Origin of the sequence: Lachnoclostridium phytofermentans ISDg (assembly GCF_000018685.1) — a bacterium.
Lineage (GTDB): Bacteria > Bacillota > Clostridia > Lachnospirales > Lachnospiraceae > Lachnoclostridium > Lachnoclostridium phytofermentans.
In genome coordinates this window covers 2,315,193-2,338,438 of the sequence record NC_010001.1, presented here as the reverse complement: position 1 = coordinate 2,338,438, position 23,246 = coordinate 2,315,193, and the positions used below count along the sequence as shown (strand labels likewise).

Sequence of the window (23,246 nt, the reverse complement as noted above, 5' to 3'; positions counted from 1 at the left end):
GCACCTTATCTTTTGTTTTCTTTTGAATTAAGTTTACACAAAAAGCGCTTACTTGTAAAGTAAACGCTCTTTCTTTATTCACATTATTTGGAACTTTCTCATATGGATATGATAATCGCATTTCAACATTATGTAATGGTATGCTTATACCTCTAAAATAGCAAGCGACAATGCTCATAACTTTTAATTTAATAATACTCGAATTCGATTATGTTATCTCAGTCCAATGAAAAGTAACAGAGATAACTGTTTGTGGTTGTTGATTCACTATATGAAAAACATATGCCAGATTCGTCCCAGGTGTTAATACCATACCTTTTAGCATTGACTCATCCACTGACTGATAGGGATTAATCGTTGAGGACAAAAAGCAATAATCTTTATGATAAGCTAAGTTTTCATGCGAAAGCACTTTGCCAAATGGTTCTTGAGGATAATTACTTAAATCTTTTGGTGCATAATGATCACTTGACATTGCGTCCTCTGGTGTTTCTACATTATGAAATACCTCAAGACTAAGAATGGCATCTGAAAAATTATGATAGATTGTTTTTTCAATAAAGATTTTCGTATTAGAATTCTCTGGATTAGATAAAATCACAGCTCCTGCCCCTTCTCGCATAAATGAAATCATGTTCGAAGTTGCTATGTAATCATATTGATTAACTGGTTGCTTTATTGGTTGGTTCATTGGTTGATTTATTGGCTGATTCATTGGTTGATTTATTGGTTGCTTTTTTGGTTGATTTATTGGTTGATTTACTGGTTCATTCCATGAATTCTTTGCCTCCATTTCCTTTGTATTAAATCCCTCCATCCACTGCATCTTTAAGCCTTCTTTATTTTCTTCATACGTTTTATTCATATTATTTATATAATCTTCCCATTTATTTAAATGATCTTCACTTTTGCTTATCTGATGTTCCCTTTTATCTGTATGATCTTCCCTTTTATTTATATGTTCATCCCATTTACTTATCTGATCTTCCCTTTTATTGGTATGTTCATCCCTTTTATTTATATGATCATCCCTTTTACTTATCTGATCATCCCTTTTATTTATATGATCATCCCATTTACTTATCTGATCTTCTCTATTACCTATCTGATCTTCTCTTTTCCTTATCTGATCTTCCCATTTATTCTTATCATCTTCAATTTCACTTAAATTCACTTCGCTACCATTTATATTATAATCCATATTCTCACCTTTCCCACCAGCGAAAGCCCATTCGAACGCAGGCATCTGTTCCAAGATAAAGTATTCGAAATTGAAACACCCATTCAGTACCTGGAACTAATACGAATGGATTCTCCAATTCATCATTAATTGTTTGATACTTTGGTATAATATGCTGATATAAAAGTAAACCATCCGTCAAAGCTAGATTCCTACCAAAGGTAATTTCACATAAACTAACTTGCTTTTGATAAGATAAGGGACTATTGATTTGAATTTCATGGGTTAATAGCTCCCCCTCTAGTTTTGCAAAGATAAAAGCGTCCATTCCGACGATTGCATTACTATAATTTATATAACTAAGCTTATCCAATATAATGTCTTTATTGGAATGGCTTGGATTATAGATTCTTACTTCTCCTAATCCATCCTTAGCAAAATTTAAATAATCCGTAGATGCGAGGAAATACTGATTTATTGGCTTCTTGTCGTTTGAAGCATCCTGTGGATTATACACCTTACGTTGTTCTTCCCATTCATACATACTCCTACGGACCTCCGGCATCTACATCCCATCCCATACTTCACTATTTTATATTTTATGCGAATCATTTTATGAATATGATACCTATTCTTCCTATCTAATTCTGCCAACCTATTCTTCTTTGTCTACCTTCTTTTTCTATCTACTTTTACTATCTTCTTTTTACTATCTTCTTATTGCTACCATATTTTTACTACCTTCTTTTTACTACCTTCTTTTTACTATCTTCTTTTTACTACCATCTTTTTTACTACCAACTTTTTTACTACCAACTTCTATTCATTATGTTAAATATTATAGTATTTAAATACATAATTTGACATATAGCTCGCTTTATGCTACATTATTTTTAGGTTTGCATTTCTTAAATTGCATTATTCTCCATTTCTTATGGAGGATATTTATGACAGCAAAAAAATTTAAAGTATTTTTCTTATCTCTTATCTTAATTTTCACCTGTACAACTCCAATCCTTCCCAATCAGGCATCTGCCTCATCTTTTATCATAATGCTTAGGCAAGACGTCTCTTTAAATATTGGTGAGGATTATCAGCTAATTCCGCTCGCGAGCACAATTAACATTCCACAATTTAAAAGCAGTAACACAAAGGTTGCTACAGTCAGCGCTCTTGGAAAAGTTGTAGCGAAAAAACCTGGTACCGCCAAAATCACAGTAACCGTAGGTAAAGAAAATGCAACCTGTCAAATTACTGTGAAAGAGACAAAAATAGCTCTAAACTCTCAAAAAGTCTCCCTTGAAAACGGAGAGACTTTTCGTTTAAGTGCAACAACCTCAGACGGATCTTTTGTCACTTATAAAAGTAGTAAAAAATCAGTAGCAATCGTTGATGACACTGGTTTAATAACTGCCATGAAACCAGGAACTACAACAATAACAGTAAGTGCAAATGGCACCAAATCACTTTGCAATATAACAGTAAAAAAGCCAACGATCAAATTAGACCGTGCTAGTATTAAAGTTTTTCGTGGGCAAAGCTATACTCTAACAGCATCTGTTTCCTCACGCATTCCCCCTACTTACAAGTCAAATAAAAAGTCCGTTGCGATTGTTGATTCTAATGGCACAATCACCGCGATGAAACATGGAGATGCTACCATCACTGCTACAGTAGACGGTGTTTCTACTACTTGCATTGTCACGGTAAAGCAACCAGAAATCTCATTGAATCAATATGAGATACATATGAAAAAGGGGGAACGTAAAACTCTTTATGCTACAGTATCCTCAGGAAATACTCCTGTCTTTACTACGAGTAATTCCAATGTAATTACAGTAGATAAATCAGGAAAGATATCTGCCATTAAAAAAGGTACTGCCTATGTGTATTGTCAAGAGGATGGCGTTAAAGTAAAGTGTAAAGTTATAGTATCTGAGTAACATCTACTAATTTTTGCATGAGCGCGCTTCAAAAATTACATTGAAATGAAGAAGATAAAGCACTCTTTACAAACTTTTATTGACATGAACAAGTAAGATCACGTTTCAAAATCTTTTCCTTATCATGAATAATTATTATCTTTGGAGAATAATGCAGCAAACCTAATCCCTAAAATAATATTCTTGACGATATTCCGTGAAAATACCAAGTTACTACCTCTAATAAAAAGAAGAAACTGTATCCTATTTAATATGCTAATTTGCATCTTAAGGAATATCAGTTTCTTCTTCTTATTTTTCTAAATTATTAAATATAGAATTTAAAGTATATAAGCTCCCCTCCAAGTATATTCACAGGATACAAACTGTTACGTTTTCCTAATATTTTGTATCTTTACTTCGTCTTTAGTAATAGCTAATTCTTATCGTCCTCTGTAATAACTAATTTTTATCATCCTTTGCTATAGCTAACTCTTACCGTCTGTATAACTAACTCTTATTATCCTATGTAAAAATCAACTCTTAATTTCCTAGATTAGCTCCCATTGTCTTGTATGCAGAAGAACTACTTAACTTTAAGAAATTACCTAAGTTAATAGAACCGTCGGAATTTCTTAATGTTTGATGTAAGTTTGAACTACTAGCTGGAGCTGATAAGGACACAAAGTCTGAGGTCTTAACACCTGTTGAATTTAATGTTCCATAAATTCCACCTCTTGTATTTACACTTGTAGCCGTTGTTATAAGATAATACTTAGAACTATTATAAAAACTACAGTTCGTAGCTGTTCCCTTATATTTGTCACTTGAAACAGGCTTTGTACTGAATGTAATAATATTGGTAAAATAATTGTTGGATGTATCCGCTCTTGCAAAATCAAAATTAGACTTATTTCCATCCGCTAAACTATTATTAAAAGAAGTACAATTTTTTAGTGTAATAGGACCTGGATTAGAATTATCGGTAAAGCCATGGTTTTTATTTTCAAATGCGATACAATTTTCTACGGTGTGAGCTACTGCGATACTTGAGCCACCGAGCTTAAATCCATTACCGTCACTATTTGCAGTGAAAACACCTGTACTTGTTGCACCGTTACGGAATGAAACACAGTTTCTCAAAGTTATACTACCAATCGCTCCGGTATCTGTTTTCGTATATAAATCCCAACCATCATCTACGTTATTGTATGCCATACATCCATCAAACACATTTCCCTCTCCACAAGTTAATTTTGCAGCAAATCCATCTGCATTCTCACCAGTAGCTGGATCGTAATTGTTAAAGGAGGTACAGTTTTTAATGAGGTTATTGGAAGGCCAACCTGATATAGTTGTTAAACTAGAATTTCTTCTGCTCAGCTGCAATCCCGTATCGCGGTTGGCTTCTAATACACACATTTCTATAATGTTATTATTACCGCTTAAATAGATACCATTGTCAGCAGCTCCATACACACGGATTCCATAGATATGCCAATAATTTGCATCCAGTTGAATACCTCGTAAATTAGTATCAGGATTACCGTATGGCTGAGATGAGAAATTAAGAGTTACACTACCATTATTGTATGGCATTAATTTAATTCGTGCACTGGATGTACCATTGGTTCCTGCTGGAATTGTTATTTGTGTACTATAAGAATAAGTACCTGGTAACATAAAAATGGTTTGTCCAGCTTTCGCCGAACTAATCGCTCCCTCTAAGGATTTTGGATTGGAATATGTACCACTTGCACTTGCAGAACCATTGTTTGAGACGTAAACTTCATTTGATGTAGTTGGAGTTGGTGTAGGTGTTTGGGTCGGTTTTACTGTTGGAGTTGGTGTAGGTGTTGAGTCGGTTTTAACTACCTTTAAATAGTAGTAGCTAATACCATCGTCTGGTGGATAAATAACATAAGTACCGGAATTTGGAATCGTAAAATTCATAGCAGTAATGACATCTTGCACTGCAGTAAAGCTTTCTAGATCCTTACCGTTCCCATAAAGCGTTACATTTCTTGAAGTACTTCCAGAACTCATTGCATAAACTGTTAATTGACCTGCTCCAGAAGCTGTAAATGAGATTGCTCTTTTACTAATGGTACCCTTTCCGCCCGATTTAACTCTCTGCGTAAAGTTTACACCACCGTAAGACCGGCTAGAGCTATCTACTTCCCATATAGATCCTCCTGTAATAAATGTAAATCCATTTAAAGTAAAATCTGATGAGTATTGTCCTACTGTCATTGAATTTGATACATTTAATTCATGTGTTGTCGTCGTTGCTGCTAAAGTCCCTACTGGTTTCATCATAGGTAAAAATAATCCGAACATCATCGCTAGAGTAACAACATGTGCTACCCGTTTGCTAAACTTCCCTATTTTCATATTTACCTCCATTTTGCGCTTCGCGCCATCCCATAATTAGAAAAAAGTTAAAACATGTATGAACACATAATACAAATGCCCAACTATGAATAAATCATTAACCTCCTTTCTCGCATAAGAAATAGAAGAATGTAAGTGATTACATATGCTCCCTCCTATGCTATCACTTTAATTCCTTCGATGGTGAAACTTACGTACAAAATATTAGTACTTATATCATAAGTGCAAATGTAAGTATTTACAATATTAAACATGACGAAAAAACATACGATAATATGTATATTATTTACAATGTTTTCATGTATTTTATAAAATCCAGAATATATATTTTGAACTTATATTTTGAACTAGCAATCCTTCTAGATGTAGCAATAAATCAAACTATAATGACAGTTTAATATAGATTTGAAACATTAAAATAGGAAAAGTTTTAAATATTTACATTGCTTGAAATATTTATATTGCTTTAAATATTGAGGTTTAGATAATTTTATCTTTATAATAAAATACATAATACAAGAAAAGCAAGCTTTGCGAACTTTTCTCAATAAATAGAAAAATAGTCAAAAACTCTCACATTCATAAACCATAGAATCATCATTAAAAGAAAACAATACGCGCGTTGGATCTAATTCTATTATTTTTTTCTTCTGATCCTTATTTAATTTTATACGACTGTCTATACTGTCTAAGTCATCTATTTTAGTTAGGCGTCCACTTATTATCGTAGGAATTTGTTTAAGAATATCTTTAGATAATTTGCTAGGAGTAGAATCATATAAGTAATAACTAAGTCCAACATCAGATGCTTGTTCTATATAATGTTCAAAAAATTCCACACGTTTATTGGATAAGATATTTTGATTAGGAAATAATTCATGCAGACTATTCCAAGCGGTAAGAAAATGAAATTCTTCTTCTCTTTCTTTCAATTTCTTTGAGACCTGATATAACTTTTGCATTAGTAAGACAAGGTAATATTCTTTCTCTAAAGAATTGTATAATGATGTAAGACTGAGATATGATTTTTGCTCTAATATAGTCATAAAATTAGCACTTTGATGAACGTTAAAGATACTTGACTTTTTTCCTAATAATAACACCTCAAGCTTTGTTCTAAGTTCCATATTACATTCGTCTCTGATACTAGAATCTGTGATTTCATTGCGAATCAGAACTTTTACCTTCTCAATTAAATCACTTAATATAGGAAAAGCATGTACTGTATCTAAGAAAGATTCCTCACAAAACCATGAGTTGGTACTGGTGTCAATATCCCAACCGTAATCTGCATAGCATTCATAGCATCCTTTTTCAACGATGCTCAATAGAATATCTGATAATGGTATTACCGATTGAAAACAAAGTTTTAAAAAATCTATCTGTGTCTGTATCTGATTGCCTTCGTAAAATTGAAACAAGTTAATAGGGAATATTCCTGTTTCATTACCCAATCCATCATAAATAGGAATACTTTCATATACTCTCTTTTGTTGATAGTTTCTCCATGTGTTCACTATTAGATAGGAATAACTACTCTCTTCCAGGATACGGTATAATAACCTATCATTGATATCTTGATAAGAACCGGTTAGATATATGTTATGAGTTAATAACTTCTTAGTTAATATGATTTTTTGCATCATCATAATCTGCCCGCTCTTTACATAATGGCCTAAAAGAACATTATGAGCATCTAAATAACCATCCTCATAACAATCGGTCAATCGATACTCACAAGAAGGATCTATCTTTGCCAGATCATTTGGTAGAGATACCATTATCCCTAATTCTCCGCTTGAAACTATATTTCCACCGAACGCTAAATCACAGTTTAAAACTTGAGAAAATACACTTCGTGCTTTTATCTCTTCACAAGAAAATTTTCTGCATTTACAGTTTTGATACTTAAAGTAAGTTAAAAACTGAAAGTTTTGAAATGCATCCAATGCACATTCATTTTGATCGATATTCGTAAACTTAATAGGAACATTGTTACCAGAACTTCCAGAATAAATTGATTGAATTATCGATTCTAACTTTTTCAAAACTGCTTTATTATTTGTTTTTAAAACGGAACTGTAACGATATAATGAGCTTCCTAATGCAAAATTAAGTCTTGGAAATAATACATCTTGTATATATAGTCTCCACTCTCTAGCACTCATATTACCAAAGACATCTCTTATGGTTATTGTTTCAGCTTTAGTCTTAGTACTTGTATTAGTTAATGAATTACTAATTGCACCCTGCAATGCTTTTGCCTTCGCGTTACTTTCAAGCTTTATCGTATCTGTAGCAGACACTTCTCCTACCTCATTCTTTGTATCAACCACTTCTTCTACCTCATTGTTCTCTTCAATGATTTCTTCACCTCCAGTAATTTCACCCCCTGTATTTTCACCAATCACGGGTATACCAGATTGTATTTGATCTGTCCTTGTGTAGGTATCTGTATTCGAAGCAAGGTTTGTTAAATTATTGGAAGAGGTGGCAGAATTACTATCAACACACTCTCTCGTAATAATTTCATCTGTTATTATTGATAATAGATTATCGATTTCCTCAATTTGTTGAATAATACATGCAATCTCTTGTAATGTGAAACGATGTGCTATTACTAGATAAACAAAATCATCATCATTCATTATGGTCTCGATTCGATCAATACCTAAATTCAAGTTAGTGGCATCTAAAACTCCAGGTGTTCCCTCGACCATAGCATTATATCTAAAACAATCAATTTCCTCTATTAAGTTTGTAATTCCTTCCTGATTAATTGGAATTATTGTACTGTCTTCTAAATTTCCAGTTAATGAAGTAAACAATACTTCAGCGCTGAAGTCTATATTTCTTCTTATACACTCCTCATCCAATCGACATTCGAAATTAGGAGCTATTCCATAATAGAATTTGATTATTCCTTTTGAACCATGAATTATATAAAAAAAATTCGTTTCATTCGTTGGTAAAGAATTCAATATATTTTCAATGGATCTCATTCTCTCAGCATCCGTAACTTCTAATATACTTTCTACTTCGAATATTGCTAATTCATTAATATTTATTCTATCAATATCATTTTGGAAAAGACATGGCGTAGTGGAAAGGTACCAATTAAGGCTATTATTTAAAAATTCTAATACTTGCTTTTCTAAATTCATACCAATAACCATGCCTTTCCAGCCTGCAAACTTTGGGCCGCAGTTACAATATATCGTACACAGTCAATTGTAAAACAATTCACTGTGTACGATAACCCAACTACTTACGTACTAGCTATTTATAATATATGGGTATCAGGATAGATTATGAAATATTTTTAGATACAATAAAAAACAGCAAAGTTAGAAATTTGATAGATTTCTCTCTTTGCTGCTTATCATTTTTATTCTAATTAATCAAAAATACGCCATGCTACAATAAAACGACTACTCCACCAAGAATTTAAATCACGATAAACAATTCTACCACTGGAAGAAGAAGCATCTATAACTGTACCATTACCAGCTGCAATACCAACATGTCCTCTTACAACGATGATATCACCGGCTTGTACATTAGATAAACTTGTTATCATCTTATATTTACCAACACTTCTCCAACCACTTGATGTTAAATAACTCTGTTTAACTCCAACTTGATTTAAGCACCAATAAATAAAACCAGAGCAATCAAATGCATTCGGCCCTTTTGCACCTAAAATATAAGGAGTACCAACTTTAGATTTAGCGACACGGATTAATTCACTTACGCTTCCACTAACTGCTCCACTATTAGAGTTATTGTTAGAGGAGCTATTGTTTGAAGAAGTATTACTTGAGTTACTTGAGTTACTTGAGTTACCCGAGTTACTAGAGTTAGAAGAACCGCTGTTGCTATTGGAACTTCCAGAATTACTACTTCCACCAGATGTAGAACTCGCTTTCACAACATCAGAACTTGTTAACTTTGTCATGGTCATAACACCAACATTACCGTCTGCAGATAAACCATTGTTCTTTTGGAAACTCTTTACTGCATCTTCTGTAACTTCACCAAAATATCCAGTCATATTAGCAGAAGAAAGATATCCGTATTTATTTAATAACTCTTGAATACGCTTAACGGCATCACCACTATCACCTAACATTACTCCGTTTGGAACTGCACTAGAGCTCTTTAATACCTCTCTTGTTGAAGGTCCTAAGAAACCATCCACTACAAGGTCATTTCTAGATTGGAACTGCTTTACTGCAACTGATGTATCATTACCATACTTACCATCTGGAGTAGTGGTTAAATAACCAAGTTCTTTTAATCTCTTCTGCGCAGCTAATACGATATCTGATTGTTCTCCATATGCTATAAGATTAGGTTTAGCTTCTTCACTATAGAGCAAGTCCACAGTCATTTTACCAACTTTACCATCTACACCTAGTCCATTATTTTCCTGCATTTTCTTTACAGCACTTTCAGTTACATCACCAAAATGTCCTGTTACCATATCAGCAGTAGCTAGATAGCCCATTTCATAGAGACGCTGTTGGATACGCTTAATATCTGCACCATCCATACCTAACTTAGCAGCATAATGCTTCGCATTGTCAGATAATAACATCTCAAAAGTATCTGGCCCTAAGATTCCATCTTGTTTTAAATCGGATTGTCTCTGAAACATTTTTACTGCTTCCGCAGTGATTGAACCATAATAGTCAGTTGGTTCTGCATCTTCCATAAAGCCAAGATCCATTAATCTTTGTTGAATTTCCATTACAGTGCTATGTCTTACACCAATATCATAAAATTTAGGAGCTGGTTCTTCATCAACTACAGGTACTTCTTCCTTCTCTGGAGTGTCTAATGAATCATCTACAGACATTACAGTTGTATAGTCATCTACACATTTATCACCAGATAACTCTTCGGTTTGATCATCTGCATCATTAGAAACTACTTTAGATGGGTCTACTTTATCACTATTATCTTCTGGGTTAACCACGTTTGATGAATTAACGTCTTTCTTTTGATTCTCTTGATTTTGAGGCTTTTTATTATCCTCTAACTTTGAAGAAGAAGTATCTTTTTCTCCTGAGTTATTTAACGAAAATGTAACCTTATTATTTTCAAGATTTACTGGACTTACATTTATTAAACCAGGTGAAATATCATCGTAACTAAGTTGCTGAGCAACCATCGCTCTTGCATTTACTTCCTGCGCATAATCTTTCGCTACACTATTTGGAATAGCTACTGCCGCTCCTAAACCAACTACTGCGCCCACGATAGCAATTCGTAACTTGTTTTTTCTCATTAATGGTAGCATGAGTTCAGTTCCTTTCCCGACTTTATAAAGCCTTATCCTAACTTGTATTTTTTTTATTAAAATTTCGAAAATATTAAATTCTGTATTTTTGTTTCTATACTGTTTCAATTATACTACAAAATTATGTATTAATTATGACGAAATTGTTAACTTTTCTTTTGATTTTTTTATTATACAATAAAAATTGTAGTTTGACAATACTATTATACCATATTTATTCCAACATGAAAAGTTCTTTTAATAGATTTGTTAAATTTATTTAATACGATAGTTACAAAGATGAAAAAACAGAAAACAAATTGTTACAAATAATTACTTTTTGTGTACTTAGGAATAACACTCTCTTTTTTGTAATGTTTCTGTAAACTATTGATATAATAAAAGAGATAACATAGATTTAATAATATGAGTCATCATATTTTTATAAATCTTATTATCTCTTATAAAAACAAGAAAAAGTATCTTCGCAAACTTTCCCTTGTTATAAATATTTCATTTAATTACTATGAGCGATAGGAGTTAGTACCTGTTTTCCTTCGCTATCTTAAAGAACAACCAAACCACCAGTATATCCACAATAAGAATAGATATAATTCACTCCTGTTGTCCGTCAACTTAATTTAAATTACACTCAATCATGAATTAACGAAGAACAATAATGACATTAGGCTGCGTTTTTGCGGGAATGCTTTTTGTCGAGCTACTATATAAAGCGACCATATATTTATTTGAAATATTTCCGCAATATGGTGTTCCTTTATCTTCATTTATAATATACGCATTATTTGTTATCTCAAGTTCTAATTGATTGTCTTGACTAACTAATAAGCAATCAAAAAAATCAGCTTTCACAAAACGACTAGGTAAGTCTAGTGCAATTACTCTAATTTGATAGCGGGGAGGATAAATCAGAGGAATCGGTAACGAAGGATCGAAAAAACCAACTACCTTTACACCTTTAACACCATAAAAGCAGTCTACAAAAAAAGTATTTGCACTAAGAATAAAATGAACTATACCATTAAATTTAGCATTCACTTCAATATCATAATATTCAATACATTCTTTTTTTGTCCGAGAGTAAATAGTATCAACACTGGTTATCGTACCGTAAATCGCCTCTAATCCAGCTTCTTTACTTCCTTCTCCAGTCATTTGTTGTTCCCTTGGTTTCGAATAATCACATTCTTTAAATTCTTTTGTATTGTAAAGGTCTTTTTCACGATAACAAAAGTCTTCCGAGAAATCCATCATAATTTTCCTTTATTTATTCCTTCTATTTAGCATATGCTATATAAAATAATTGTTTCTTTTAGAATAAATCTTAGCAACAACCTTTTATATAAAGATTTGAAACGTAGAATTAAGAATTGTAACCCGCATCTTTTTTAATCTCTTGTTCGTAGAATAAGTTTTCAACCGCTAGTACATAATCTGATATTCGTTGTGCTTTTCTAATCTTCTTTATATACTTCTCAGAATTTGTAAATATAAAAGACCAGTAATGCCATACTTCTTTCATCTTAAACAACACATCACGGTCTCCTGATAAAATCCGCTGGTAATCTATTACGAGTCGACTATGAAACTCTTTTAAAATACTCTTATCCAAACCTTTTCCTAAAGTTATTTCTTGAATGATAGCTGGGTTTGCAATAATTCCTCTTCCAAGCATGACTGCCTTCACTTGTGGAAAATTAGCGATAAAATTTTTATAATCATCCACAGTAAAAATGTCCCCGTTATAACAAACCTCATGTTTGCTTAGAAGTAATCCTTCCGCAAACACTGGTAGATTCGGAGTATTCTTATACATGTCTTTTTGAATTCTTGGATGTATGATTAACTCCTCCAGTGGATATTGGTTAAAGATTGACATCAAATCATGGAACTCTTCTGGATTATCACGTCCAATTCTAGTCTTAATCGAGATTTTAGTTACACTAGCCTGAAATACTTCTTCTAGAAAACGATTCAACTCATCTTTCATCACTAAAAATCCGGAACCTTTTCCTTTTGCGACTACTGTTCCAGATGGACAACCAAGATTTAAATTAATCTCGTCATATCCAAACTCTGCTATCTTCCTTGAAGTCTGAATAAAATCTTGAGCATTATTTGTCAATATTTGCGGAACTACATACATTCCTTGATTATGTTCTGGTTTAATATCCTGTAATTCTCTTGTCTTAAAACTATTACTTTGATTAGCTACAATAAATGGAGTAAAATACTTATCCACATTAGGAAAATATGAGTGATGGATGTTACGATAAATATAACCGGTCACTCCCTCCATTGGTGCAAAATAAAACTTCATCTGTAAAACTCCTTATCTATATGAATATGTTGCTTTTTTGGTTGTTACTTTTCTTTTTGATCTTTTCTTGTAATTTAGACACAAAAAACTAATCTTTAAATATTGGCTCATTATATTTTATCTTATTATTTCATCTATATTAACGTTTATCTTTTTAACTGAGTCTCTAACTACTAATTCAGGTTTAAGTACAATTGTCTCATAATGTTTTGACTTATTTTCTAGTGCATCTAATACCATTTTAGCAGAAAGCATTCCTTTTTTCACAATATCCTGTTTTATCGTTGATAATGCCGGAGACACATAACTGCCAAACTTAATATCATCGAAACCTATGATTGAATAATCCTCTGGAATCTCTTTTTTATGTTCACGAAATGCTTTCATCATGCCAATTGCCATAATATCTGCTACCGCAAAAATAGCAGTAACATCAATATTTCTGTTTACTAACTCATTTCCTGCTCTATAACCACCTTCAAAGTCAACATGTTCTTCGATATAATATTCCTTCTTAGCATCTATTCCATATTCTCTTAATGCTTCTAAATATCCCTCATATCTCTCCTTATTTAAAGGGCTTCGTTCGATACTACCAGTGACAAAAGCAATTTTTCTATGCCCCATCTCTAGCAAATGTTTCGTTGCTAAGTAGCCACCTTTTTTGTCTTCTAACATAACTCTATGGAATTCTTTTGCATAATCTTCATAGGCATCTGTCAGCGCGATTGGTATACCTAGTTGCTTTATTTCATTAAAAAGACTATGTGGATATACACCTAGCATAATGATAGCATCTAATCTCCTACGCTGTATCCAATCTTTGTACTGTTGATTGGTTTCTACACCAGAAAATAAGATATCATATCCTTCCTTACGTATAACATATTCAACACCACTGATGAACTCGCCGAAGAATGGATTGTTTAATAAAACGCCAGGAATATCTCCCTCCTCTGTAATTGGCAACGTAACACCAATTAATTTTGAGTCTCCATTTGATAAACAACGTGCTGTTAAGCTTGGGCGGTATTCCAATTTCTCAATTGCATCCATTATTTTCTTCTTAGTTTCAGGTGTTATTTTATCGATACCATTTAATGCATATGAAACAGATGCAACAGAAACTCCTGCATACTTTGCGACATCACGTATCGTTATCTTTTTCTCCATCTCCATCTTCCTCTACATATATAATAAAACATTTCTTTCCCTGTTATTGTAAATAATTACAACTATTCCGTCAAGTGTAGTTTGATAAAGAAAAAAGCAAGAATTACGCTCCCAAGTGAGATTGGAATTTTCCCACTTGGGGTATCGTATTTTTCTTGCTTCTCTGATCCACTTATTGATTATGTTACTTATTGGTTATGTTACTTATTGGTTATGCAATTATCTAATTAAGATATAAGTTATAGCTGATGTAATGAACTAAATTATAATTTATCCTTACTTATTTTTCTTTTACTCTTAGTAATTCCTAGAATTCCAATAAAACCAACTATAATACCTAAGAGAGCCCATTGTAGTAAATGAGATTCCTTCACCGATTTTAAAGACTCTACAGGCTTTGTATTATCTTCTATAATGGTAAATTTACCTTTTGAACTATTTACTATACGATCAAGCATCATATTCTTTATAACGTTATTCTTTAAGGTTAGATTACCTTTAGCCACATTTCCAATTTCAATTCCAGAGTATTCACAGCCATCGATATAATTGTTCTCCATTGTTACATTAGAAACGGTTCCGTTATTGTAAAAGTTAACTGCCTGGCAAGTGCTATTCATAATCTTATTACCACTGAGAATCACAATAGCATTATTATCATTACCATTTACGGTATTAAACCAAATAGCACCATTTGCCTGTTTCGTATTATGATCTTCACTTCCACAACGAAGCAGAGTATTATTCGCTATTTTTATTGAACCAGCAAAAGGTACTGGATTAAAATTCGTACTAATATTAATTCCTGCGCCATTTGTTACTGTATCTTTTAATAGATTATTCGTTATCTCGATGTCAGTTCCACCATATAATGCAATGTTATTCGCTAACCATGGTAAGGAAACTGTATTATATCTAATCTTGTTATTCGTGTCACTATAATCAGATGACCACTGCGCTATCGCATCATCACCAGTATAACGAACATCACATTGCTCGATAATAGAATTTGAGGTTCCTCTTCTTAAGTTCATTCCATCCGCATAAGTATTTCGGATACGGCATCCAACCACATGCAAATCACTTAGATTATGTGTCCATATCCCAGTTTTATAATGTTCAATCCATACATTCTGTATTGTTAGATTTTTCATATTTTTCGTATTATAATCTGTCTCAATACCGGAAGGATCGATTGCATCTCTTCTAGCAGTCGCATTTCCAATCATGGAAAAATCATAGAAACTGATGTTATTTGCTTTGATAAAAAATGCTGCATATTCACCACGAAGTACCGAATGCCACATACCAGCACCACGTATAACAACATTGTCTTCTGTGAGAACGATGCCTCGGTTCTTCTCTGCCTGATCTCCAGCGTCAAAATCCTTTGAAGGTGAATTAAGAATAAATTCTCCAGCAGGTATCCACACTTCCTTCTTTTGTTTGATTGCTTCTTTTAGACAATCTAAGAATGCAATCGTATCATCAACACCATCATTCGGTATTGCTCCAAAATCAGTGATTGATAGCGAATTCTCAGGTTGCTCATGCGGTGATGCTACTTCTTCTAATTCAACAAAATCAATGATATAATACGCTGCCTGACAAGCTGCATCTTTTTGGAACTTTAGTACCGTTCCTGCTGGATAGGTTTTATCAAGCATTACTCTAACTTCATCAAAGAAATGATGTGGTGCACCATCTGCTGGCACATTCGTCCATGGGTAAGTACCGTAAGACCAACTATACTTTGAGGTTAGTTCAATAGAGCGATTTTTTTCACCATCAATATATAGATTTAATGGAGCCTTAAGACCTTTTCCATCTGTACTATCTGGAATACAATAGCGAAGAACAATAGAATTTGCCGGAACTTTTAGCTCCACTTTTAGGTATTGTCCAGTTCCATCAAGGATTACAGCACTTCGGCCTGAAGCTTCACTCTGTATCTCATGATAGGTTCTATCTTTCTCAAGTACAGTTCCAGTAGTAATACAATCTTCTGCCTCAATAGTTCGATATGTGGCGGTTGCTCCTCTTACTTCTTTATTTATACTGTCCCTTATCGTTAATGAATCAATATCCGACACAGAAGGAAATGTTATTGTATTAATTCCTTTGTTAAGTTTTAGCTCAAATGCTTTCCCTTTTAATAATTTTATTTCAATAGCTTTAATACCATTTACTAAGACCTCTACATTATCATTATTCTTCGTATTTCCTAATTTGCATTGATAGGTTCCTTGTTCCTTTGCATATACAGTAAAACTTTGTCCTACTTCTGATAAGTAGATACTCTCTTGCTCATACTTAGCATCTGATGTGATTTTCATAACTTTTACTTTTTGCTTTTCATTTTCAAACATTGTTTCCCCCTGAGCAGTTAGTTCCGTCCATTGGTAAAGATTTTTGTCCTTATCTATGATTGTTTCTAACTTCCATCCATCTTTATAGTATAGATATTCTTTTGTATCTACCTTAATAAAGAAGTTGCTATCCTTATAACATTCTTTTTGAAATACTCCGTCTAAAGTTATCCCATTATCCTCAGCTTCTAATTGGTATAGATTCGTATCGAGATAAGATTCCAGGGAAACCGAAAGTTCTTCCTCGCTCATTACCTGCTCCCCTTTTTCCGGCGCTATTTCAATCAAAAACCAACACGATTTATCTTCGTTAGAAACAAGACTTGATTGAACGCTGCCATTTTGTTTTTTCAGATTAAGATATGGTTGTTGATACTCCGCTCTATCAGAGAAGGTATTATGTATTAAGATACTATCTTCCTTTTCTACGATATCCCATAATGCTCCTTCCGGTAGATTTTCTTCTTTTTCTACAACTCGAAGAATTCCATTTCCCTTATTCATTAGGATATGCTCAGTTTCACGATTTTGTATGAGATATGCACCGCTTTTTTCATCCTTAATCAATTGCCAATGGCTTCTACCATCTTCTTTTTTATACTCACCATATAGAAAAGCACCAGCATTATTTTCATATAAATAGTTATTTTTTAATTCTACGCTTTGTATTCTAATAAAATTATCCGGTGCAGTAAATTCCTCTATCTCCTTAGTCGTCACCTTAGAATCTACCAGTATTGGTATCCAGTGAGGGGTTCCCCAGGAAGGCTGTACACGATTGCTATTCTCAATAAACCCACTAAGACTCTCCATGTGAAGATAACGGTCCTGATGATTCGAATCCCCAAGAATAACAGCGTCAGGATATAAAGAATTCTTATTCCTTAACAGATTCCATGCATAAACTTCTTTCTCTGTCGCTTTTAACTCTCCTGATTCTTCCACTACATAGAAATAATGACCAGTTGCCTCATTCCTAAGTGCTGTCTTATTTTCCGCTGGTTGATAAAGGATTCTCCACTGCGCCCTTTTATCTGTAATATCCACATTCCCGTAAACAGCTTTTCCATCCTCCTCCATCATATAAAGGGAGTAATAACTATTCTTTAGGTTATAGACGCCTTCTGGTAAGCGGAATGCTCCAGCCACATCACCAACCTCAGAAGCTGCAACTACATTCCATTCGGTCAAAGAAGCATTCTCATCTACGCTTGATTTCCTATTCTTACATAATAACATTCCATTATCTTCTTCACCGACAGTAAGCACATATCCCTTATATTCTTCCATTGCGGGCCAAATTTTAACTGAACTTGCAAGCTTAATCTGCCACTCAAAGCTACGATCCTCTTGTACTAATTTATTACATGTGATTGTTTTATCTTCTTTGTGATTTGATAATCCACTCTCTATTTTAATATAATCCCCTGTTAGCTTATTCTTGATTCTGATATTCTCACCCTTTTGCTCTAGAATCCATATATAGGAATCATCCGCTCCTGTTGGAATATCGTAGGTCATAACTCCTTCTTTCACTGTAAGATATTTTTCATTACTAGTATTTTGAATACAAACCCCTGCATTTGTAGCAAATTGAAAGGAAACCCTGTTCATAGGTATGATATCCCACTTCATATTTCCCCAGGTAAGTTGATCAGCATCAATAAACTGACTTCTAACCTTACCATCTGTTACACCTTCCAAATGAAGACCATAACTTTGATAGATTTTACTGTCAGAAACAATATTTTGTCCTTCTCCCTCTAAAATATCCCAGTAAAAAGTATCGTTACCCTCTTCAAATTTTTGGCAGAACACAGGGTCACTCCAGTACCCTTCTACCTCTTTTGTGCGATGTCCCTGCAAGGTGACACAGTTTCCAGTTTTCACATTTTGAATTAAGGTAAATCCTTCTTTTTTTACAATCTCCCATTGAAAACTTTGATCGCCCTCCATAGGTATCCCATAACAAAGAATTCCTTCTACTTCATAGAGATAAGCACCATCAGTATAATTGTTTTTTATGTAAAAAATATTATTTTCCGCAAAGACAACTTTTGGTATCATGCCACATATCAAACAGCAAATCAGTAATATCGCTATCCATGACCTTTTCTTGCTTCTCATAGTTCCTCCCGTTCTTGTCTTCCTTAATAAATTGAAAAAGAGCTTACCCAAAAATGCTAGGCATCTTGGAAAGCTCTTCAATTGTATCTAAATTCTTATCCTTTTACTGATCCAGAGAGTCCTTCCACATAGTACTTCTGTAATAAAATAAATAATAATGCAATTGGAATTGAAATCAATACAGCACCTGCTGCAAACCTTGTATACCACTTATCAATATTCTCTCTTGATAACATTGTAAATAGCCCAAGAGCAACTGTATAATTCTTATAATCATCACCCATGATTACTTTAGCAAAGATATAGTCAGTCCATGGTGAAATAAAAGAAATCAGCACTGTGTAAATAATAATTGGTTTTGATATTGGAATTGTAATCTTCGTAAATACCTGCCACTTCGTAGCTCCATCAATACAAGCTGCTTCATCTAGTGCTTTGGGAATCGTATCAAAGAATCCCTTCGCTATATAGTAGGTCATAGCTGCACCACCTGAATATACTAAGATCAACGCAATTAATGACTGTGTTAGTTGCATACCTTTTAAGATATAATAAACGGCAATCATTGACATAAATCCCGGAAACATACCAAGTATCAATACAACATTCATGAATAACTTACGTCCAGAGAATCTGATTCTAGATAAGGTAAACGCTGTAGATAGTACAATAAATGTAGTTAACACACAGGAGCATACAGAAACCAATAAGGTATTACCAAACCATCTTAGATATGGGAATTTACTGCTATCTGTTAGCAAGACAATATAGTTCTTAAATGTAAGTTCCTTTGGCAGGAAGTAAGAAGTATAGGACCCAGACTCACCACGAAAAGAAGTCATAACAATCCAAACGATTGGGAATAACCATACAATTGATAAGATAATCAAAACAATATATCCTGGATTTATCTTTGCTGCACGTAAGGATAGTGCCAATCCAATTAAACTTCCTAAAAACAGAATCCAATAACCAAAACTTAAGTACTTAACTAAGAACTTAACAGATAAAATACCAGATGAATTTATAACTTTTGTTACAGTAAACAATAAGATAACAGAACTTGTAAAACTATAGATATATGTAAATATTGAAAATTTAACACTTGTTTTAGATGGTTTCAGCGATAATAAGACACTTGTTATTAACATACATAGATAGGAAACACCAATCAGTAATAAAGTACATAATATAACAAAGGAATTACCATGGTCAAATCGATTAATTGCTTCCAATAATATTTTAATTCCGGATACCTTGATTCCCTCGCTTGGTATTTCAATAAAAGGAAGTAAGATAGAGATCATTAATAATAAGCCAACTACCGGTATCTTCTTTAATGATTTTACATTAAGACCAACTAAATTTTTACTCATTATTGGAATCCCTCCTCATTCTTATAGGCACCTGTTCTTCTGTAAACAATTAAGGATAGCGTTGCAGATATTATAAAGATCATAATACCTATCGTTGCAGCATAACAATAATCCTTACTATCGACCGTTAACTTAAACAGCCACGTTACAAGTAAATCTGTTTTTCCAGCACCTTTAAAGTAATCAAGGGTCGCAGGTCCACCTTCTGTTAAGAAATAAATAGCATTAAAGTTATTGATGTTAGCGATAAAATTAGTTATCAGATAAGGTGTTGTAATAAATAACATGTAGGGCATTGTTATTTTTACAAATGTCTTTACAGGACCGGCACCATCTATCTTTGCACTTTCATATAAATCAGCAGGAATATTGGTAAGAATTCCTGTTGTAATTAACATCGTATGAGGTATACCTACCCATAGGTTAACTATGATAACCGTAACCCTTGCCCAGGCCGCATTCGTAAAGAAAGGTAACTTTGCTGTAATGAAACCTAGTTCTTCAAGTAATATATTTAAAGCGCCATGCGGTGCAAGCATAACACGGATAATCAAAAGAGATACAAAGGAAGGGACTGCTATAGTGACTACAAATATTGTTCTCCAAAAGCCTTTACCACGAATACCTTTTGAGTTAATTAATATTGCTAACAATAAACCTCCAAAATAACAGGAAAATGTAGCAAAAAATGCCCAAATCATGGTCCATCCCAATACTGGCCAAAATGTTTTAGCAATCGTATCTTTTGACAACAGCATCAATCTAAAATTCTCTAATCCTATCCAAGTAAATAAATTTCCCGGTGGTTGATGGTTGATGTCATAATTCGTAAATGCCATTAAAATCATATAAACAAGAGGAACCACAGTAAATAACACTAAACCAAAGATCGGTATTGCTAATAATAACTTGTGAATGTTGGAATCAAATAATGACTTTACATCACTAAAAAAGCTTGGTATTTTCTTTCTATTTTCTTTTAACTGTTGTACCTTAATAGCTGATCTTACGTTTGTCACCCAAACAATTATGAAAAACAAAATAACAAATAAGGTTGTAACTCCAGCCAATAACATTAACATTGAGTTATCTCCACGTATGGTTTGAAAGATTCCTTCCGCCTCGTTATAGACCATTTCTTGTTTTTTTGTTCCTAATGTACCTAATCCTATAAAATTATGTATACCAAATACTAACATGTAGAAGATAAAACTAATTTCCAGGAGCATATATAGGAGTCCTTTTACTATCTGTCCTCTTCCAATGTTAGAAAGGCCCATTATTACATAAGAAAGTCTAGTTAATGCATCACCCTGACGAAACGCCCTGCCTATCCACTTGAATTTATGAAGTAACCGAAGAATCGGATTTCCTTTTTTATTCTTCATTACCATCCCTCCTACCAGCTTTCTGTAATCCCAATTTTAATCAAACATTCTTAAATGTAACATCTTTATTATGCTTTTACGTATGTAGGGCTGTTGCAAATCTATTTTCCTCTTATTGTACTCATTCTCATAAGAAACGAGACAATTTTAAGAAAAGACTAGACGATCTATCATGTCTTGCAACAGCCCTCTAAGTTCAATTATTTTTTCCTTACCAAAAGTAAGTCTTATGTATAGCTAAAGTTTTGTGTTCCGATTAGATAGGCAAAAAACTTTTTACTCTTAGCAAGGATAAGTTTGCAAAGTGTACTTTTTCTAGTCAAAGAATTACTGTTTAACCAAGGTTGCAATAAAACCTTCCACCATTGAATCTAAGCTCTGTTGTAAATTAGCTTCTTTGATATCACCATTTACAATTCCTGCACCAAACGCTGCTGCTGGAGTCCAGTAATCATTTAACTTAGAAGTTGATGGGTTTGGTGTGGAATAATTTGTTTGATTAGATAATGCTGCTACTGCAACATTTGCTGCTACTGTTTCATTTTCTACTAAAGATTTTACAGTAGGTGCAGTTGAATTTACTCTTTCAAAACGCATTAATTGACACTCTTCTCCACCTAACCAAGCTGCTAATTGTTGTGCTGCTTTAGGAGCTTTCGTAACAGCATTTACACCTAATGCTCTAAAATCGGCAAAGTTACTTAATTGATAATCAGTTCCATCAATATTAATGGTAGGAAGTTTGCAAGCTGCATAATTATCTCCTAAACCAGCCTGTAGATCTGCTGCTGCCCATGTTCCAGAACAAAGAGCACCCAATTTGCCTTCTTTCATTAAAGAACCAGCAAGTCCATCTTGATCATCTATGTATTTTGGATTATTTACTAGATTAATTAAATATGTTCCAACTTTAACACCTTTCTCATCATTCCAAGAACACTGAGTTGGGTCATCTCCATTTTCTCCATATAAGGTACCACCATTTGCATAGAAGAAAGCTGACATATACCAACTATTGTCGATATCACAGGAAAAATTCTTTACGCCGTCTCCTAAATCCTTTGCCATCATCTTTTCAAGAGAAGTTACATCATCTTCTGTATACTTGCTCTTATCATAGTACATAAACCATGAATTTGGAGATTCTGGAATACCATATAATAATCCATTTAAAGTACAGCTCTTAATCGATGCTTCACCGTGAATATTTTTGATAGTATCAGCATCTACAGTGATAGGTAGAATAAGGCCCGCTTCCACTAACTCTGGAACACCACCGGATGGATAAGCAAATACATCCGCTGCAACATCAGCATCTTTCTTAATTGCATCAATAGAGTCCGCTACACTCATAATACCGATGTCGAATGTAATTTTGTACTCTGGATGATTTTCTGCAAACAAATTACACATGTCTGTGGTTACTTCTTGCTCTTCTTCTGGTGCCCAAACTTTGAGTGTAATATCCTGTACTTCAACTTTGTCCGAAGCCTTATCTTTGCTGCCGTTTTCTGTTGCACTTTTTGGAGTTTGTGTAACCCCAGCATCGGTCGTATTATCTTTCTTACCACAGCCAGTAGCCATTGAAACAGTCAATGCTAACGTCATGATTACGGATAATACCTTTTTGTAATTCTTCATAAAACTACCTCCTCATAATAATTATAACATAATATTTAATTATAAAAACTT

At 33.5% G+C, this 23,246-nt stretch carries 13 protein-coding genes; 1 reads left to right on the top strand and 12 read right to left on the bottom strand.

What is annotated here, in order from left to right; genetic code table 11:
- Positions 1-208 precede the first annotated feature (208 nt).
- On the bottom strand, positions 209-1,201 hold the full coding sequence (locus tag CPHY_RS22320; RefSeq protein ID WP_012199914.1) for a PT domain-containing protein: 993 nt from the start codon (positions 1,199-1,201) through the stop codon (positions 209-211).
- A 4-nt stretch (positions 1,202-1,205) separates the two neighbouring features.
- Positions 1,206-1,724 carry a hypothetical protein gene (locus CPHY_RS09780; RefSeq protein ID WP_041703453.1) on the bottom strand — a complete coding sequence of 173 codons (519 nt, stop codon included), beginning with the start codon at positions 1,722-1,724 and terminating at the stop codon, positions 1,206-1,208.
- Positions 1,725-2,127: 403 nt separating this feature from the next.
- Here CPHY_RS09780 and CPHY_RS09775 point away from each other — a divergent pair, with 403 nt between their 5' ends.
- The gene (locus CPHY_RS09775) at positions 2,128-3,123 is read left to right on the top strand and encodes an Ig-like domain-containing protein (protein WP_012199912.1); all 996 of its coding nucleotides are present in this window, start codon (positions 2,128-2,130) and stop codon (positions 3,121-3,123) included.
- Positions 3,124-3,645: 522 nt separating this feature from the next.
- Here CPHY_RS09775 and CPHY_RS09770 read toward each other — a convergent pair.
- From CPHY_RS09770 to CPHY_RS09725, 10 genes are all read right to left on the bottom strand, one after another.
- Entirely contained in the window at positions 3,646-5,496 is a 1,851-nt protein-coding gene (locus tag CPHY_RS09770) for a right-handed parallel beta-helix repeat-containing protein (RefSeq protein ID WP_012199911.1), read from the bottom strand.
- A gap of 563 nt (positions 5,497-6,059) precedes the next feature.
- Positions 6,060-8,672 (bottom strand): restriction endonuclease subunit S domain-containing protein, encoded by a 2,613-nt coding sequence (locus CPHY_RS09765; protein WP_012199910.1) that lies wholly within the window; start codon positions 8,670-8,672, stop codon positions 6,060-6,062.
- Between the two features lie 221 nt (positions 8,673-8,893).
- On the bottom strand, positions 8,894-10,801 hold the full coding sequence (locus CPHY_RS09760; protein WP_012199909.1) for a peptidoglycan-binding protein: 1,908 nt from the start codon (positions 10,799-10,801) through the stop codon (positions 8,894-8,896).
- Between the two features lie 642 nt (positions 10,802-11,443).
- On the bottom strand, positions 11,444-12,052 hold the full coding sequence (locus CPHY_RS09755; protein WP_049762343.1) for a hypothetical protein: 609 nt from the start codon (positions 12,050-12,052) through the stop codon (positions 11,444-11,446).
- Positions 12,053-12,164: 112 nt separating this feature from the next.
- Positions 12,165-13,121: a tRNA dihydrouridine synthase gene (locus tag CPHY_RS09750; protein ID WP_012199907.1), complete on the bottom strand. Its 957-nt coding sequence runs from the start codon at positions 13,119-13,121 to the stop codon at positions 12,165-12,167.
- A gap of 117 nt (positions 13,122-13,238) precedes the next feature.
- On the bottom strand, positions 13,239-14,294 hold the full coding sequence (locus CPHY_RS09745; RefSeq protein ID WP_012199906.1) for a LacI family DNA-binding transcriptional regulator: 1,056 nt from the start codon (positions 14,292-14,294) through the stop codon (positions 13,239-13,241).
- Between the two features lie 263 nt (positions 14,295-14,557).
- A complete protein-coding gene (locus tag CPHY_RS20795) occupies positions 14,558-18,790 on the bottom strand; it encodes a right-handed parallel beta-helix repeat-containing protein (RefSeq protein ID WP_012199905.1) in 4,233 nt (1,410 codons plus the stop codon).
- Positions 18,791-18,885: 95 nt separating this feature from the next.
- Positions 18,886-19,734, bottom strand: a complete 849-nt coding sequence (locus CPHY_RS22445; RefSeq protein ID WP_334290443.1) for a sugar ABC transporter permease — start codon at positions 19,732-19,734, stop codon at positions 18,886-18,888.
- A 431-nt stretch (positions 19,735-20,165) separates the two neighbouring features.
- Positions 20,166-21,554 carry a carbohydrate ABC transporter permease gene (locus CPHY_RS09730; protein ID WP_012199903.1) on the bottom strand — a complete coding sequence of 463 codons (1,389 nt, stop codon included), beginning with the start codon at positions 21,552-21,554 and terminating at the stop codon, positions 20,166-20,168.
- A 327-nt stretch (positions 21,555-21,881) separates the two neighbouring features.
- A complete protein-coding gene (locus CPHY_RS09725) occupies positions 21,882-23,195 on the bottom strand; it encodes an extracellular solute-binding protein (protein WP_012199902.1) in 1,314 nt (437 codons plus the stop codon).
- Between the last annotated feature and the right edge of the window lie 51 nt (positions 23,196-23,246).

Bases quoted from the DNA above. Each gene is read 5' to 3' on its own strand.
- CPHY_RS09730 (WP_012199903.1), bottom strand. From the start codon at position 21,554: ATGAAGAATAAAAAAGGAAATCCGATTCTTCGGTTACTTCATAAATTC.
- CPHY_RS09765 (WP_012199910.1), bottom strand. From the start codon at position 8,672: ATGGTTATTGGTATGAATTTAGAAAAGCAAGTATTAGAATTTTTAAAT.
- CPHY_RS09725 (WP_012199902.1), bottom strand. From the start codon at position 23,195: ATGAAGAATTACAAAAAGGTATTATCCGTAATCATGACGTTAGCATTG.
- CPHY_RS09760 (WP_012199909.1), bottom strand. From the start codon at position 10,801: ATGCTACCATTAATGAGAAAAAACAAGTTACGAATTGCTATCGTGGGC.
- CPHY_RS20795 (WP_012199905.1), bottom strand. From the start codon at position 18,790: ATGAGAAGCAAGAAAAGGTCATGGATAGCGATATTACTGATTTGCTGT.
- CPHY_RS09775 (WP_012199912.1), top strand. From the start codon at position 2,128: ATGACAGCAAAAAAATTTAAAGTATTTTTCTTATCTCTTATCTTAATT.
- CPHY_RS09750 (WP_012199907.1), bottom strand. From the start codon at position 13,121: ATGAAGTTTTATTTTGCACCAATGGAGGGAGTGACCGGTTATATTTAT.
- CPHY_RS09755 (WP_049762343.1), bottom strand. From the start codon at position 12,052: ATGGATTTCTCGGAAGACTTTTGTTATCGTGAAAAAGACCTTTACAAT.
- CPHY_RS22320 (WP_012199914.1), bottom strand. From the start codon at position 1,201: ATGGATTATAATATAAATGGTAGCGAAGTGAATTTAAGTGAAATTGAA.
- CPHY_RS09780 (WP_041703453.1), bottom strand. From the start codon at position 1,724: ATGTATGAATGGGAAGAACAACGTAAGGTGTATAATCCACAGGATGCT.
- CPHY_RS09745 (WP_012199906.1), bottom strand. From the start codon at position 14,294: ATGGAGAAAAAGATAACGATACGTGATGTCGCAAAGTATGCAGGAGTT.
- CPHY_RS09770 (WP_012199911.1), bottom strand. From the start codon at position 5,496: ATGAAAATAGGGAAGTTTAGCAAACGGGTAGCACATGTTGTTACTCTA.